The 14,685-nt window shown below is 70.4% G+C and carries 15 protein-coding genes and 1 other RNA gene; 8 read left to right on the top strand and 8 right to left on the bottom strand.

What is annotated here, in order from left to right; genetic code table 11:
• Positions 1 to 29: 29 nt before the first annotated feature.
• The 5 genes from AC0IYU_RS31680 to tehA all read right to left on the bottom strand — a co-directional run bounded on the left by AC0IYU_RS31680 (position 30) and on the right by tehA (position 4,947).
• Positions 30 to 653: a flavin reductase family protein gene (locus AC0IYU_RS31680; protein WP_435486283.1), complete on the bottom strand. Its 624-nt coding sequence runs from the start codon at positions 651 to 653 to the stop codon at positions 30 to 32.
• Positions 654 to 662: 9 nt separating this feature from the next.
• On the bottom strand, positions 663 to 1,220 hold the full coding sequence (locus AC0IYU_RS31675; RefSeq protein WP_472125460.1) for a VUT family protein: 558 nt from the start codon (positions 1,218 to 1,220) through the stop codon (positions 663 to 665).
• Positions 1,220 to 2,887, bottom strand: coding sequence for an NAD(P)/FAD-dependent oxidoreductase (locus AC0IYU_RS31670; protein WP_472125457.1), 1,668 nt, complete (start codon positions 2,885 to 2,887; stop codon positions 1,220 to 1,222). The genes AC0IYU_RS31675 and AC0IYU_RS31670 overlap by 1 nt, the downstream gene beginning before the upstream one ends.
• A 100-nt stretch (positions 2,888 to 2,987) precedes the next feature.
• The gene (cysK, locus tag AC0IYU_RS31665) at positions 2,988 to 3,908 is read right to left on the bottom strand and encodes a cysteine synthase A (protein WP_472125455.1); all 921 of its coding nucleotides are present in this window, start codon (positions 3,906 to 3,908) and stop codon (positions 2,988 to 2,990) included.
• Positions 3,909 to 3,981: 73 nt separating this feature from the next.
• Complete coding sequence (tehA, locus tag AC0IYU_RS31660) at positions 3,982 to 4,947, bottom strand: dicarboxylate transporter/tellurite-resistance protein TehA (protein ID WP_472125452.1); 966 nt, start codon at positions 4,945 to 4,947, stop codon at positions 3,982 to 3,984.
• A 116-nt stretch (positions 4,948 to 5,063) separates the two neighbouring features.
• On the opposite strand from tehA, the gene AC0IYU_RS31655 reads away from it, so the two are divergent.
• Complete coding sequence (locus AC0IYU_RS31655) at positions 5,064 to 6,077, top strand: AraC family transcriptional regulator (RefSeq protein WP_472125449.1); 1,014 nt, start codon at positions 5,064 to 5,066, stop codon at positions 6,075 to 6,077.
• Here the strand turns inward: AC0IYU_RS31655 and msrB are convergent.
• Entirely contained in the window at positions 6,029 to 6,550 is a 522-nt protein-coding gene (gene msrB / locus AC0IYU_RS31650; protein WP_472125447.1) for a peptide-methionine (R)-S-oxide reductase MsrB, read from the bottom strand. The genes AC0IYU_RS31655 and msrB overlap by 49 nt on opposite strands.
• Before the next feature lie 119 nt (positions 6,551 to 6,669).
• On the opposite strand from msrB, the gene rnpB reads away from it, so the two are divergent.
• Positions 6,670 to 7,027, top strand: an RNA gene (gene rnpB, locus AC0IYU_RS31645) — RNase P RNA component class A.
• A gap of 31 nt (positions 7,028 to 7,058) precedes the next feature.
• On the opposite strand, the gene AC0IYU_RS31640 is transcribed toward rnpB, so the two are convergent.
• A complete protein-coding gene (locus AC0IYU_RS31640) occupies positions 7,059 to 7,460 on the bottom strand; it encodes a hypothetical protein (RefSeq protein ID WP_472125444.1) in 402 nt (133 codons plus the stop codon).
• A 148-nt stretch (positions 7,461 to 7,608) separates the two neighbouring features.
• Here AC0IYU_RS31640 and AC0IYU_RS31635 point away from each other — a divergent pair, with 148 nt between their 5' ends.
• Genes AC0IYU_RS31635 through AC0IYU_RS31610 form a run of 6 tightly spaced genes read left to right on the top strand, consistent with a single transcriptional unit; the run spans position 7,609 to position 14,105 of the window.
• On the top strand, positions 7,609 to 8,076 hold the full coding sequence (locus tag AC0IYU_RS31635) for a MarR family winged helix-turn-helix transcriptional regulator (RefSeq protein WP_472125565.1): 468 nt from the start codon (positions 7,609 to 7,611) through the stop codon (positions 8,074 to 8,076).
• On the top strand, positions 8,077 to 10,218 hold the full coding sequence (locus AC0IYU_RS31630) for an FUSC family protein (protein WP_472125441.1): 2,142 nt from the start codon (positions 8,077 to 8,079) through the stop codon (positions 10,216 to 10,218).
• Complete coding sequence (locus AC0IYU_RS31625; protein ID WP_435445155.1) at positions 10,215 to 10,421, top strand: DUF1656 domain-containing protein; 207 nt, start codon at positions 10,215 to 10,217, stop codon at positions 10,419 to 10,421. The genes AC0IYU_RS31630 and AC0IYU_RS31625 overlap by 4 nt, the downstream gene beginning before the upstream one ends.
• Positions 10,422 to 10,435: 14 nt before the next feature.
• On the top strand, positions 10,436 to 11,392 hold the full coding sequence (locus AC0IYU_RS31620) for an efflux RND transporter periplasmic adaptor subunit (RefSeq protein WP_472125438.1): 957 nt from the start codon (positions 10,436 to 10,438) through the stop codon (positions 11,390 to 11,392).
• Entirely contained in the window at positions 11,389 to 12,888 is a 1,500-nt protein-coding gene (locus AC0IYU_RS31615; RefSeq protein ID WP_472125435.1) for an efflux transporter outer membrane subunit, read from the top strand. The genes AC0IYU_RS31620 and AC0IYU_RS31615 overlap by 4 nt, the downstream gene beginning before the upstream one ends.
• Positions 12,885 to 14,105: a multidrug effflux MFS transporter gene (locus AC0IYU_RS31610; RefSeq protein WP_472125432.1), complete on the top strand. Its 1,221-nt coding sequence runs from the start codon at positions 12,885 to 12,887 to the stop codon at positions 14,103 to 14,105. The genes AC0IYU_RS31615 and AC0IYU_RS31610 overlap by 4 nt, the downstream gene beginning before the upstream one ends.
• Before the next feature lie 119 nt (positions 14,106 to 14,224).
• Here the strand turns inward: AC0IYU_RS31610 and AC0IYU_RS31605 are convergent.
• The coding region (locus tag AC0IYU_RS31605) for a hypothetical protein (protein ID WP_472125430.1) at positions 14,225 to 14,685 on the bottom strand (461 nt) is incomplete at its 5' end.

The raw sequence follows: 14,685 nt of genomic DNA, 5'->3' as shown, positions 1-14,685 counted from the left end.
AGAGGAAAGAAATGAAGCCCGGTGCGCGTTCAGCGCGGCCGGAACATCTTGAAGAGATTGTCGGGGCTGACTTCGAAATAGTCCGCCGGTCCGCCGCCGCGCAAGATCGGTTGCGCCGCGGCGGTGTCGTAGATGCCGTTTTTCAGCAGGTGGCGGGCAATGTGCACGCCCACCACTTCACCCAGCACCAGCCAGGTCTGCACGGGCGTGCCGTCGACCCCTTCGAGCTGCAGGATCTGCGTGAGCCGGCACTCGAAGGACACCGGGCTTTCGGCCACGCGCGGCACGGCGATGGTTTGGGAGGCGGCCGTTGTGAGCCCTGCAAGCTCGAACTCGTTCACCTCGGGCGGCACGGCGGCGCACGAGCGGTTCATCTGCTCGGCCAGCGGGCGCGTGGCCAGGTTCCAGCCGAACTCGCGCGTCTGGCGGATGTTGTGCAGGCTGTCCTTGGCGCCGATGCTGGCGAAGCCCACGATGGGCGGCGTGTAGTTGAAGGCGTTGAAGAAGCTGTAGGGCGCGAGGTTGAGCACGCCGTTTTCGTCCTGCGACGAGATCCAGCCGATGGGGCGCGGCCCGACCATCGCGTTGAACGGGTCGTGCGGCAGGCCGTGGCCCTTGGCCGGTTCGTAGAAGTGAAAGCCGTCGTTCGACATCGTTGGACCTCAATGGCTCAGGGCCGAAGCCCGGGCGGCCTGCCGGCCGATCAGCAGCCGGAACGGCAGCAGCATGAGCACGCCCACGCCCAGCTTCACCCCGAGGTCGCCCAGCGCCCAGGTGAGCCAGGGCCCGTTGGTGCCCGCGAAGGCGATGCCCCAGAACACGATGCTGTCGAGCACCGCAGCGATCACCGTGGCCACCAGCGGCGCGCGCCACCAGAGGCCGCGGCGCAGGCGGTCGAACACGCCGATGTCGAGCAGCTGCGAGGCGATGAAGGCCAGCCCCGAGGCCGCCGCGATGCGCGCGGGCGCGAGCAGCAGCGACACGCCCACGGCCACCGCGAAGCCGACCCACGCCACGCGCCGCGCCATGCCGGGGCCGAAGCGCCGGTTGACGAGATCGCTCACGAGGTAGGCCACCGGGTAGGTGAAGGCGCCCCAGGTCAGCCAGTCGTTGAGGGCGAACTGCACCAGGATGTTGGACGCCAGCACCACCGCGGCCATGGCCAGCGTGGCCGCGGTCAACTGGCCGAAGGTGGGGCGAGCGAAAGAGAGGGCGTGCATCAGACGTTCGCGGTGCGTTCGCGCTCGGACGCGGCCAGCACGGCATGCGCCACGGCCTCGGCCACCTTGATGCCGTCCACGCCGGCCGACAGGATGCCGCCCGCGTAGCTCGCGCCTTCGCCGGCGGGGTACAGGCCGCGCACGTTGAGGCTCTGGAAGTCGTCGCCGCGCGTGATGCGGATGGGCGACGAGGTGCGCGTTTCCACGCCCGTGAGCACCGCGTCGTGCGTGTCGAAGCCCTTGATCTTGCGGCCGAAGGCGGGGAAGGCCTCGCGCATGGCCTCGATGGCGTAGGCGGGCAGGGCCTGGTGCAGGTCGGTGGGCGTCACGCCGGGCTTGTACGACGGCGTCACGCTGCCGAGCGCGGTGGAAGGCTTGCCCGCGACGAAGTCGCCCACCAGCTGGCCGGGCGCGTGGTAGTTGCTGCCGCCGAGCACGTAGGCATTGGATTCGAGCTCGCGCTGCAGCACGATGCCCGCGAGCGCGTCGCCCGGTGCATCGGCTTTCCAGCCTGGGAAGTCCTTGGGGTCGATGCCCACCACGATGCCCGCGTTGGCGTTGCGTTCGTTGCGCGAGTACTGGCTCATGCCGTTGGTGACCACGCGGCCCGGCTCGCTGGTGGCCGCGACCACGGTGCCGCCGGGGCACATGCAGAAGCTGTAGACCGAGCGGCCGTTGCTCGCGTGGTGCACCAGCTTGTAGTCGGCCGCGCCCAGCAGCGGGTGGCCCGCATGGCGGCCCCAGCGCGCGCGGTCGATCAGGCCTTGCGGGTGCTCCACGCGAAAGCCGATGGAGAAGGGCTTGGCCTCGATGTGCACGCCGCGCGCATGCAGCATCTCGAAGGTGTCGCGCGAGCTGTGGCCCAGCGCCATCACGACGTGGTCGGCGCGCAGGTCGCTGCGGGTGCCGGTCGTCTGGTCGAGCACGGTGAGGCCACGCAGATGGCCATCTTCGATGTGCACGTCGGTCACGCGCTGCTCGAAACGAATTTCGCCGCCCAGCGCCACGATCTGCTCGCGGATGTTCTCCACCACCTTCACCAGCTTGAAGGTGCCGATATGCGGATGCGCGACGTAAAGAATCTCGGGGGGCGCGCCGGCCTTCACGAACTCTTCCATCACCTTGCGTCCGAGAAAGCGCGGGTCCTTGATCTGGCTGTACAGCTTGCCGTCGGAGAAGGTGCCGGCGCCGCCTTCGCCGAACTGCACGTTCGACTCGGGGTTGAGCGTGCTCTTGCGCCACAGGCCCCAGGTGTCGCGGGTGCGCTGGCGCACGGTCTTGCCTCGTTCCAGCACGATGGGCCTGAAACCCATCTTCGCGAGCATCAGCGCCGCGAAGATGCCGCAGGGGCCGAAGCCGATGACCACCGGCCGCGCCGTGCCCTCGGGTGCATCGGCCGGCGGTGTGTAGCGCATGTCGGGCGCGGCCTGGATGTGCGGGTGGCCCGCGTGCTGCGCAAGCAGGCTGGCCTCGAGCTGCGCGTCGGTCAGCTGCACGTCGCAGATGTAGACCGTGAGCAGTTCGACCTTGCGCGCGTCGAAGCTGCGCTTGTAGACGGTGTGCGAGGCGATCGCGTCGAGCGGAACGGCCAGCGTTCTTGCGATCAGGGTGACCAGCGCGTCGGGCGCGTGGTCGAGTGGGAGTTTGAGTTCGGAGATTCTCAGCATGGGGGCGGCGTAGGGCTTGTGGTTATCAAGCAGGCCGCGCATTTTAAGCGCCGCAGGCGCTATGAAAGGGATAGCTGACGGATGGCCCTGTTACCGCCTGTCAGGCCGGCAGGAAGCCTTCGACCGACAGGTACCGCTCGCCGGTGTCGTAGTTGAAGCCCAGCACCACCGCATCGGGTGCGAGCGAAGGCAGCTTCTGGGCGATGGCCGCGAGCGTGGCGCCCGACGAGATGCCCACCAGCATGCCTTCTTCCTGCGCGCAGCGACGCGCCATTTCGCGCGCCGGTTCGGCGTCGACCTGCAGCACGCCGTCGAGCAGCGAGGTGTCGAGGTTCTTCGGGATGAAGCCCGCGCCGATGCCCTGGAGCGGGTGCGGCGCCGGCGCGCCGCCCGAGATCACAGGCGAAGCCACCGGCTCCACTGCGAACACCTGCAGCTTCGGCCACTTCTTCTTGAGCACCCGCGCCACGCCGGTGATGTGGCCGCCCGTGCCCACGCCGGTGATGAGCACGTCGATGCCGTCGGGGAAGTCGGCCGCGATTTCCTCGGCCGTGGTGCGCACGTGCACCTCGACGTTGGCCGGGTTGTTGAACTGCTGCGGCATCCACGCGCCCGGCGTGCCGGCCACGATTTCCTCGGCGCGGGCAATGGAGGCCTTCATGCCGCCGGCGCGCGGCGTCAGGTCGAAGCTGGCGCCGTAGGCCAGCATCAGGCGGCGGCGTTCGACCGACATGCTGTCGGGCATCACCAGGATGAGCTTGTAGCCCTTGACGGCCGCCACCATCGCCAGGCCGATGCCGGTGTTGCCCGAGGTGGGCTCCACGATGGTGCCGCCGGGCTTGAGCGCGCCGCTCTTCTCGGCGTCTTCCACCATTGCGAGCGCGATGCGGTCCTTGATCGAGCCGCCGGGGTTGGCGCGCTCGGACTTGATCCACACCTGCTGCTTCGCATTGCCGAACAGGCGGTTGATGCGGATGTGCGGCGTGTTGCCGATGGTCTGGAGGATGTTCTGGGCCTTCATGGGTCGGGTCTCCTGGGATGCAATGCGTTGGTCGGACGGACAGCGCGCATTGTGGGACCAGCCCGCCGCGCTTTCAGCGCGAGGGTGTTGCGGATGGCAACAGGCTGCCCTGCACCAGCAGCGCAAGGGTCTTGGCCACCATCACGCCGATGATCAGGTTGGCCGCTGCGAACAGCAGCGGCGCGAGCCATTCGACCGGACCTGTCGCACCGCCGGCGAGCAGGCGCATCGCGAGCGTGGGGAGTGCTGCCACGCCGAAGCTGAAGGCCCAGTAGGACGGCGTGAAGGCTTGCCGGGCGATCCACGGCAGCAGGCGCAGGAGCAGCAGCGCCTGGTACATGCCGTAGCCCAGCAGGATCTGCGCGAACAGGTCGGGCACGCCGCCGTTGATGCCCATGTACGTCACGCCGCCCACCACCGCCGGCGCCAGCTGGATGCCGAGCAGCGGGCGCAGCGTTTCGGGCAGGGGGTCCTGGATGGCGGCGCGGCTCAGGACCAGCGATTCGAGGGCGAACCACGAGAACAGGCCGGCGCCGAAGAACAGCATGCCCAGGTGCGGCCAACCAAAGCTGGCGGCCGCCGTGCCGGCGACGAAGTTCTGCGCCACCGCCGGCAGGTAGAGGGCGGGTGTCACCAGCTCGGGCTTGCGCCCGCCTTGCCACAGCCGGCCGTAGAGCCACAGGCCGAGCGCGAACTGCCCGGCGATGGACAGCGCGAACACCGCCAGCGCCACCGGCCGCGTGTACGGCAGCAGCGCCATGGCCGCGAGCATGCTGGCCACCGGCACCAGCGCGGCGAACGAGGACTGCACCGGGTGTTCGATCTCGGCGCGCGCATCGTCCGCATGGCGCAGCCACTTGTGCGCGTACAGCGCGAGCAACGCAACCCATGCGGCAAGGCCGCTCCAGGTGATGGCGGTGGCGATGTCCTGCGGCAGATGCCACAGCGGCGCCGCCACGCGCCAGGCGTTGCCCAGCGCCAGCAAGCCGACGGCCATGCTGAAAAAGGACACCGGAACGGGCGTGCGATCTGAGTTCATTTCTGTTCACCTCTTGGGAGTAGCTGAATGAACTGTAGGCCTGCATGCCAGGATTTTGAATGCTGCAGAATCTCTTGAAATTGCTCCAGCGTCTCACATCAAAGCCTATGGACCCCTTGAGCGAACTCGTCGGATGGCTGGACCCGCGCGGCCGCATGGACCTGCGCTGCCTGTTCGGCCACGACTGGGCTGCGCCGCACGAACCCGTCGGCCCGTGGCGCGCGCCGTTCCACATCTTGTTGCGGGGGCGCTGCGAACTGTGGCTGCCGGAAAGCGGCACGCTGGTGCCGCTGGAAGAGGGCAGCCTCGTGATCCTGCCCAGGGGCTCGGCGCATGTGCTGCGCACCGCGGGGCGCGAAGCCCGCACAGATGCAGATGCCGAAACCGCAGGCCGGGGTACGGGCCGCGCAATCCGGCTGCGGCATGGCGAATTGCTCGACCTGAAGACCAACCTGCGCCAACCGGCCAAGGCCGACACCGACATCCTCTGCGGCGAGTTCGAGTTCCCGGGCCGGCGGCGCAGCGCGCTGCTCGAGGCATTGCCCGAGTGCATGGTGGTCTGCTTTGCGCGGCGACCGGAGTTCGTGTGGCTCGAAGCGCTGGTGCGGCTGATGGCGCACGAGATCGAGCAGCAGCGCCCGGGCGCGGCGGCCATCGTGGCGGAACTGTCGGGCACGCTGTTCACGCTGGGGGTGCGGGCGTACCTCGAGACGCGGGCCGAACTGCCGGGCGTGCTCGGCCTCATGGCCAGCACCCGGCTGGCCGCCGGGTTGGAGGCCATGCTGGCGCATCCCGAACATCCATGGACCGTGGCTTTGCTGGCCGAGCGCTGCCATCTGTCGCGCGCCACCTTCGCGCGCGAGTTCGCCCGGCGCACGGGCACCGGCCCGCTGGAGTTGCTGACCTTGCTGCGCATGGAACTCGCGTCGCGGCTGCTGGCCCGCGGCGGGCAGGACACCGCCTCCGTGGGCGAAGCGGTCGGCTACCGCTCGGAGGCCGCGTTCAACCGCGCGTTCACACGCCATGCGGGCGTGACGCCGGGCCGCTTTCGGCGCGCGGCTGCGCGCCCCGCGCAGGAGGGTCAGGCCGTTCCGGGTGTGAACTTCATCGCCACGCCGTTCATGCAGTAGCGCAGCCCGGTGGGCTTGGGCCCGTCGTCGAACACATGGCCCAGGTGGCCGCCGCAGCGGCTGCAGTGCACCTCCGTGCGGGCCATGCCGAACGAGCGGTCGGTGTGCTCGCCCACGGCCTTGTCCAGCGGCTGCCAGAAGCTGGGCCAGCCGGTCTTGCTGTCGAACTTGGTCTTTGAGGAGAACAGGTCGAGCGCGCAGCCCGCGCAGGCGAAGCGCCCGGCCCGGTGCTCGTCGTTCAGCGGGCTCGTGTAGGGGCGCTCGGTGCCTTCCTGGCGCAGCACCGAGAACTGGTTGGCGTCGAGCAGCTTGCGCCATTCGGCCTCGGTGTGTGTGACCGCGAAGGTCTCGTTCTGCGCGGCCTGCGCCCGGCGCGTGCCGGCGCCGAACAGGCCGAGGGATTGGGCCACGGCCAGCCCCAGGGTCGAGGCGCCGGCGGCGAGGGCGAAGCGGCGTCCAGTTTTTTGCGTCATGACAGGCCTTCAGTCGGTGGTGGTCGAGGTTTTTTCGAATGCAACTCCTAGTTCGCACCGACGGGGCGCGGGGTTACAGCGGCCCGGCGCTTTCTTCATGAGGCGATAATCCGCCCCGTGAAGCACGCCAGACCGCCGCTGGTGCAAGCCCGAAAGGGGCGACGCCGCAAGGCGCCGTGTCGAAAGACCGCACTGGAGGAACGTCCGGACTGCACAGGACAGCGCAGGAGTTAACGACTCTCCACCGTGAGGTGAGGATCAGAGCAACAGAGACGAGCCGATTCAGTTCGGGTGAAACGGGCAATCTCTGCGCGCAGCAACACCAAGTAGGCCAGTATCGAGGTGGTTCCGCTGAGCTGGCGGGTAGGTGGCATCGAGCCGTTTGGCGACAAACGGCCCAGAGTAATGGCGGTCACGTCGAGGGTTTCGCAAGAGGCCCTCGATGCACAGAATCCGGCTTATCGGCGAGCTTCACACTTTTCTTTCTGGCGACGGCTGCATGCCGTCGTCATGCCTCGCGCGCATCGAGCGCGCCTTGGGGCAGACGATGCGACGCGTAGCAACTGCGCAGCGCGTCGACCCACGCCGATGACACCCCGGCCAGCGCCGCTTCCAGGATCAGGCCGGCATCGTCCGACAGGCAGGCCGCGAGGTCGTGGCTGCCGCAGGCAGCGAACACCTGCCTGAACACCGGTTCGCGCAACGCAGCCGAGGCCGCTTCGATCTGCTCGCGGGTCTTTGCTGGCTGGCGCTTCAGCGCACGTTGAAGGCCCGCGTGCGCATCGGACCAGTCGGTGTCGAAGGGCGCTTCGTCCCGGGCATCGAGGTAGTCGTCGGCCGAGAAGCTGGGCGAGGCCATGGCGCCTGCCAGCGTTTGCGCAATGTTGTGGGCGAGTTTTTCCGTTTCCATCGGGCCATTGTCCGGGCCGCATTGACCGGGCTGTAAAGGCTCGCCTGCACGAATCAGTAGTAACCCGTACAATCGGTAGCAGACTAACTAATAGGCAGCTACCGTGATCGAACCCGACACCCTCCCACAGCCGCGCGAACAGGCGCTGATGCGGCTCGGCACGTCGCTCGCGGTGCTGCAGCGCGGCTACCGCGCGGCGGCCGACAAGGCGGTGGCGCACGTCGGCGTGTCGCAGACGCTGGCCTACCCCATCGTGATGCTCGGGCGCATGAACGGCGAGGTGCGCCAGGGCGTGCTCGCCGAGGCGCTGGGCATCGAAGGCCCGTCGCTGGTGCGTTCGGTCGACCAGCTGGTCGAGGCGGGCCTGGTCGAGCGCCGCGAAGACCCGGCCGACCGCCGTGCCAAGACCCTGCACCTCACCGAGGCCGGCAAGGCCACCTGCGCCCCCCTCGAGGCCGCCTTGACGTTGATGCGCGCGTCGCTGTTCGACGGCGTGCCCGACGCCGACATTGCCGCCTGCCTGCGCGTGTTCGGCGTGCTCGAGGAGCGCATGGGCGTTCGCACCGTGCAGAACCTGCCCGCGCAGCCTGCGCTTGCCGAGGAAGGCCGCAAGTAGATGGCCACGCTCAGCCTTCCGCGCTTCACCCGCGCGGAGCTTCTCTTTTCCGCCAAGAGCTTCGCCGCCGCCATGCTCGCGATGTACCTTGCCAGCCGTGCCGGCCTGCCGCGCCCGTTCTGGGCGCTCATGACCACCTACGTCGTGGCCCATCCGCTGGCCGGCGCGGTGCGCTCCAAGGCGCTGTACCGCTTCTGCGGCACCCTCATCGGCAGCACCGCGACCGTGCTGCTGGTGCCCGCGCTGTCCAACGCCCCCGAGCTGCTGACGCTGGTGCTCGCGCTGTGGGTCGGCCTGTGCCTGTGCATCTCGCTGTTCGACCGCACGCCGCGTTCCTACGTGTTCATGCTCGCGGGCTACACCGCCGCGCTGATCGGCTTTCCGTCGGTGCAGACGCCGCTCGTGCTGTTCGACACCGCCGTGGCGCGCGTGGAAGAAATCGGCCTGGGCATCTTCTGCGCCACGCTGGTCCACAGCCTGGTGTTTCCCGCGGGGCTCGCACCGACCGTGCTCGGCCTGCTCGACCGCACGCTGGTGGACGCGCGCAAGTGGCTCGGCGACCTGCTGCAGCCCGCGGGCCAGGGCGAGCGCAGCGCAAGCGCCGACCCCCGTCGCCTTGACGACGACCGCCGCCGCCTGGCCGGCGACATCACGCAGCTGCGCCTGCTGTCCACCCACGTGCCCTTCGACACCACGCACCTGCGCTGGACGGCCGGCGCCATCCGCGCGATGCAGGACCGCGTGGCCGCGCTCACGCCCGCGCTCTCCGCCGTCGAAGACCGGCTGCAGGCGCTGGTGCAGGCCGAAGGCGCACTGGCGAGCGACGTGACGGCCGTGCTCGCGCAGGCCTCGCAATGGCTGCGCGAAGAAGCCGAACCTGCCGCCGATGCAGCGGCCCGTGCGGCCCGCGCCGAACGCCTGCAGGCCCTGCGCCGTGCCATCGACACGCTGAGCGCGAGCGCCACGCCTGACGGCGCGGCGGCAGCGCCCACCCCCTGGGGCCGCGCCCTGCGCATCGGCCTGGCCGGCCGCCTCGAAGAGCTCGTCGACGGCTGGACCGCCTGCGCGCAGTTGCGCCAGGACATCGACGAAGGCCTGAAGGGCGCCGCGCCGCTGCGCCGCACCGCCGCGCTCGGCGCCCGCGTGCTGCACCGCGACTACGGCATGGCGCTGCTGTCGGCGCTGGCCGCCGTCATCGCCATCTGCCTGTGCGGGGCGTTCTGGATCGTCACCGGCTGGCCCATGGGCTCGGCCGCGACCATGATGGCCGCCGTCTTCTGCTGCTTCTTCGCCACCATGGACGACCCGGTGCCGGCCATCCACGGCTTCCTGAAGTGGACGCTGTGGTCGGTGCCCATCTCCGCGGTCTATGTGCTGGTGCTGATGCCCACGGTGCAGGACTTCGGCATGCTGGTGGCCATCTGCGCGCCGCTGTTTCTGCTGCTGGGCCTGTACCTGCCGCGCCCCACGCATTTCATGCCGGCGATGGCGCTGATCTTCGGCGTGTGCGGCACGCTGGCGCTGCACGACACCGCCAGCTCCGACCTGGTGAGCTTCATCAACAGCATGATCGGCCAGATCGTCGGCGTGGTGGTCGCGGCGCGCGTCACCCGCCTTGTGCGTTCGGTGGGTGCCGACTGGAGCGCGCGCCGCATCCAGCGCGCCACCTGGCGCGAGCTGGGCGACATGGCCGCCTCTTCCCAACCGCAGTACGCGCAAAGCGACGCCTACGCCGTGCGCATGCTCGACCGCATCGGCCTGCTCGCGCCGCGCATCGCGCAGGCGGGCGGCACGGTCGAAGGCGTGGCCGCGAACGACGCGCTGCGCGACCTGCGCATGGGCGCCGACATCGCCGTGCTGCAGCGCGTGCGCGCGCAGTTGCCGATGGCCACTGCCGCTGCGTTGCTGGGCAGCATCTCGCGCTTCTTCCGCCAGCGCGGCGAAGGCGGCATGAACCCGCGCCCGCCCAGCCTGCTGCCGCAGATCGACGACGCACTGAATGCGGTGCTGCAGGCGCGTGACACCGCCGCGCCGGCCGCCTCGCGCGCCGCCGTCACCGCCCTGGTCGGCCTGCGCCGCAACCTCTTTCCCGACGCGCCGCCCCTGCGGGCGAGCGCACCTGTTCAAGGAGCTTCCGCATGATCGGCGAAGCCAGTTTCTACGGCCTGTACCTGCCCTGGATCATGGTGCTGGCCCTCGGCGCGTTCGTGGCCCTGTGGGCCGTGCGCCGCCTGCTCGCGGCCACCGGCGTGTACCGCTGGGTGTGGCACCCCGCGCTGTTCGACATGGCGCTGTACCTGCTGCTGCTCTACGCGCTGAGCCGCGCCACCTCCTACCTTCAATGATTGACGAGATTCCGATGAAAGCCAGTTTCCTCTCCGACAACCCCTGGGCACCGCGCCTGGGCCGCGTGCTACTGACCGTGGCCGTGGTGGCCGCCGCCGTGTGGGCGGGCCTTCGCCTGTGGGACCACTACGAGCTCGCGCCCTGGACGCGCGACGGCCGCGTGCGCGCCAACGTCGTGCAGATCGCGCCCGACGTGTCGGGCCTGGTCACCTCCGTGCCCATCCGCGACAACCAGTCGGTGGCCGCCGGCACGCTGCTGTTCGAGGTGGACCGCGCGCGCTACGACCTGGCCGTGCGCCAGGCGCAGGCCGCGCTGTCCGCGCAGCGCGCCATGGCCGCCCAGGTGCAGCGCGAGAACGCGCGCAACGTGGGCCTGAGCGACCTCATCTCCAAGGAGTCGCGCGAACAGACCCGCTCGCGCGTCGAGCAGATGCAGGCCGCCGTCGCGCAGGCCGAAGTGGCGCTCGACTCGGCCCGCCTGAACCTGCAGCGCGCCGAAGTGCGCGCGCCCACCGACGGCCTGGTCACCAACCTCGACCTGCGCCAGGGCAGCTACGCCGCGGCGGGCCGCCCGGTGCTGGCGCTGGTCGATGCGCAGTCGTTCTACGTCGAGGGCTATTTCGAGGAGACCAAGCTGCCGCGCATCCACCTCGGCGACCGCGTGCGCGTGACGCCCATGGGCGGCGGCGCGGTGCTCGAAGGCGCGGTCGACAGCGTGGCCGCCGGCATTGCCGACCACGACCGCTCCACCAGCGCCAACCTGCTGCCCAGCGTGAACCCCACCTTCAACTGGGTGCGCCTGGCGCAGCGCATTCCGGTGCGCATCAAGCTCGACCCGCTGCCGCAAGGCGCGCGCCTGGTCTCGGGCCAGACGGTCACCGTGCAGGTGCTGGACAACAAGACCGCGCAAAGCAGGACGGCCGCCGAGCCTGCTGCTGAACCCGCCTCGGCGGCACCGCAGAAGGGATGAACACCATGACGACCCGCTTCGTCTTTCGCATCGCGACGCTGGCCGCCGCGGCCGCGCTCGCGGCCTGCGCGGCGGTCGGCCCCGACTACAAGCAGCCGCCCGAAGCCGTGGCCAGCCAGAGCGCCGCCGGCAAGCCTTTCGCGGGCACCGCCGCGGGCTCGCCCGCCAGCGCCGCGCCGCTGCCCGCGCACTGGTGGCGCCTGTACCACGACCCGCTGCTCGACCGCCTCGTCGAGCAGGCGCTGGCGCACAACACCGACCTGCGCCAGGCCGTGGCCAACCTGGAGCGCGAGCGCGCCATCGACGACGAAGTGGCCGGCGGCAAGTACCCCACCCTCGGCGTGAGCGGCGGGCCGTCGTTCGGCCACCAGTCGGGCATCCAGCTGCTGCAGCGCGGCTACGAGCCGCCGACCACCTTCAACTACAGCCTGGGCGCCTCGCTGTCGTACCAGGTCGACCTGTTCGGCCAGTTGCGCCGCGCCATCGAGGCCTCCGCCGCCAACACCGAGGCCGCCGAAGCCGCGCTCGACCTGGTGCGCGTGAACGTCGCCGCCGGCACCGCGCGTGCCTACGCCGAAGCCTGCTCCACCGGCCTGCGCCTGGAGATCGCGCAGAAGTCCGTCAGCCTGCAGAAAGACGCGGTGAACGTCACCGAGCGCCTGCAGTCGGCCGGGCGTGCCGGCGCCATCGACGCGGGCCGCGCACGCGCGCAGCTGCAGTCGCTCAACGCCGCGCTGCCGCCGCTGCAGGCCAGCCGCCAGGCCGCGCTGTACCGCCTGGCCACGCTCACCGGCGCACTGCCGCAAGACTTTCCGCGCGAAGTGGCCGGCTGCACCACGCCGCCGCGCGTGGCCGGCGTGCTGCCGGTGGGCGATGGCGCGCAGTTGCTGCGCCGCCGGCCCGACATCCGCCAGGCCGAGCGCACGCTGGCCGCGTCCACCGCGCGCATCGGCGTGGCAACGGCCGACCTGTACCCGCACGTGTCGATCGGCCTGTCGGCAATGTCGGCCAGCACCGCCGCCGATTTCGGCCGCAAGGACAGCATGAGCTACAGCCTCGGCCCGCTGATCTCGTGGACGATTCCTAACACCGGCGTGGTCCAGTCGCGCATCGCACAGGCCGAGGCCGGCACCCGCGGCGCGCTCGCCAGGTTCGACGGCACCGTGCTCACCGCGCTGCGCGAGACCGAGACCGCGCTGGGCAACTACGCCCGCGAACTCGACCGCCGCGCCGCGCTGGAAGCCTCGCGCGACCAGAGCGCCATCGTGGCGCGGCAGGCGCGCCAGCTCTACCAGAACGGCCGCACCGGCTACCTCGATTCGCTCGACGCCGAGCGAGCGCTGGCCGCGAGCGAATCCGCGCTGGCCGCCAGCGAGGCGCAGCTGTCCGACGACCAGGTCATGCTTTTCATGGCGCTGGGCGGCGGCTGGGAGCCCGACGATACGAACCTTGCGCAAGGCGCCGACCCGGCCCGCGCGAGCACCACCAAGCAATGACCGCCACCGTCACCTCCGCGCCGCGGCGCCGCCCCCACGCGCCGCTGTGGCTGCTGGCGCTGGTCACCTTCAGCGGCACGCTGGCCATGCACATCTTCGTGCCCGCGCTGCCCATTGCCGCGAAGAACCTGGGCGCCGGCATGGGCGCCATGCAGATGACGGTGAGCCTCTACATCTTCGGGCTCGCGGTGGGGCAGCTGGTGTACGGCCCGCTGGCCGACCGCTACGGGCGGCGGCCGGTGCTGCTGTTCGGGCTGGGGCTGTATTGCGTGTCGGGGCTGGCCGCCGCCATGGCGCCCGAGGTGCATTCGCTCATCGCCGCGCGGCTGTTCCAGGCCATCGGCGGCTGCGCGGGCCTGGTGCTGGGCCGCAGCATCGTGCGCGACACCGCCGAGCCGCAGGAGGCCACGCGCCGCCTCGCGCTGATGAACCTCATGGTCACCGTCGGCCCCAGCCTCGCGCCGCTCATCGGCGGCGCGCTGGCCACCACGCTGGGCTGGCGCTCGATCTTCTATGCGCTGTTCGGCCTGGGCGTGGTCGGTTTCCTGTTCACCTGGCGCCTGATGCCCGAGACCGGCGCGCCCGGCGCGGCCGTCAATGCGCGCGACCTGGCGCGCAACTACAAAAAGCTGCTCGCCTCGCCGGCGTTCCTGGGCTTTTCCATCGGCGGGGGCTGCGCCACCACGTCGATGTATGCCTTCATCGCATCGGCGCCCTTCATCTTCGTGGACCAGCTGCACCGGCCGGCGCACGAGGCGGGCATCTACCTGGCCATCCTGGTGTCGGGCGTGTGGCTGGGCAGCTTTCTCACCAGCCACCTGATCTCGCGCGTGCGGGTCGACCGGCTCATGGTCCGCTCGAACGCATTGAGCGTGGCCGCGGCCTTCGTGCTGCTCGGCGCGGCGCTCACCGGGCACCTGTCGGTGCCGCTCATCGTCGCCAGCATGTTCCTGTTCACGGTCGGCTGCGGCATGGCGTCGCCGGCCGCGCTGACGCAGGCGATCAGCGTGAACCCGCACGTCATCGGCTCGGCCTCGGGCCTGTACGGCTTCACGCAGATGGCCGTGGGCGCGCTGTGCACCGCGCTGGCCGGCATGGGCCACCGCAACCCGGCGCTGGCCTCGGCCATCGTGCTGGCGGGGGCGGGCATCGTGGCGCAGCTGTCGTTCGCGGTGGCGCTGCGCACGCAAAGGCGCATGGACGCCCTCAGCGCCTGAGGTGGTGATGCGCCCTCAGCGCCTGAGGCGCTGACGCGCCCTCAGCGCCTGAGGCGCTGACGCGCCCTCAGCGCCTGAGGCGCTGACGCGCCCTCAGCGCCCGAGGTGCTGACGCACTCTCAGCGCGTGAAGAGCCAGCCACCCTTCGGCTGGCGCGTCAGTTCGTGCCGCTTCACGGCGCGTTCCTCGCCGTCGTCGCCCACGTAGACCACCTCGAAGCGCAGCAGCTTCGGCGTCACCATCTTCCAGTTCTGGATGCGCTGCACCGTCACGCAGGCGGTCTTGTCGTGGTACTGCATCTCCGACATCGGCCCGCCCTGGAAGCCCGTGCCGTCGAACAGCCGCCCGGGCGCCGCGAAAGGGCTGAGCACTGCGCCGTTGCGTGCAGTGATGCAGCCCTCGGTGCGCACGAACGACTCGATGGTCGGCGATGCGCTGCGCAGCACCTTGTCGACCGCGGGGCTCGGCGGCTTGCCGCCGAGGGCCTCGCGGATGCGCTCCACCTGCGCCTCGGTGATGGGCGCCAGGCCGTCCCGAGTGACCACGGGCGGGGGCGGCGTGGACGGTGCGGGCGGCGGGG

The sequence above is a fragment of the Variovorax sp. AC103 genome (assembly GCF_979254005.1).
The sequence above is the reverse complement of the archived record's forward strand: the minus strand, read 5'-3'. Positions and strand labels throughout refer to the sequence as shown.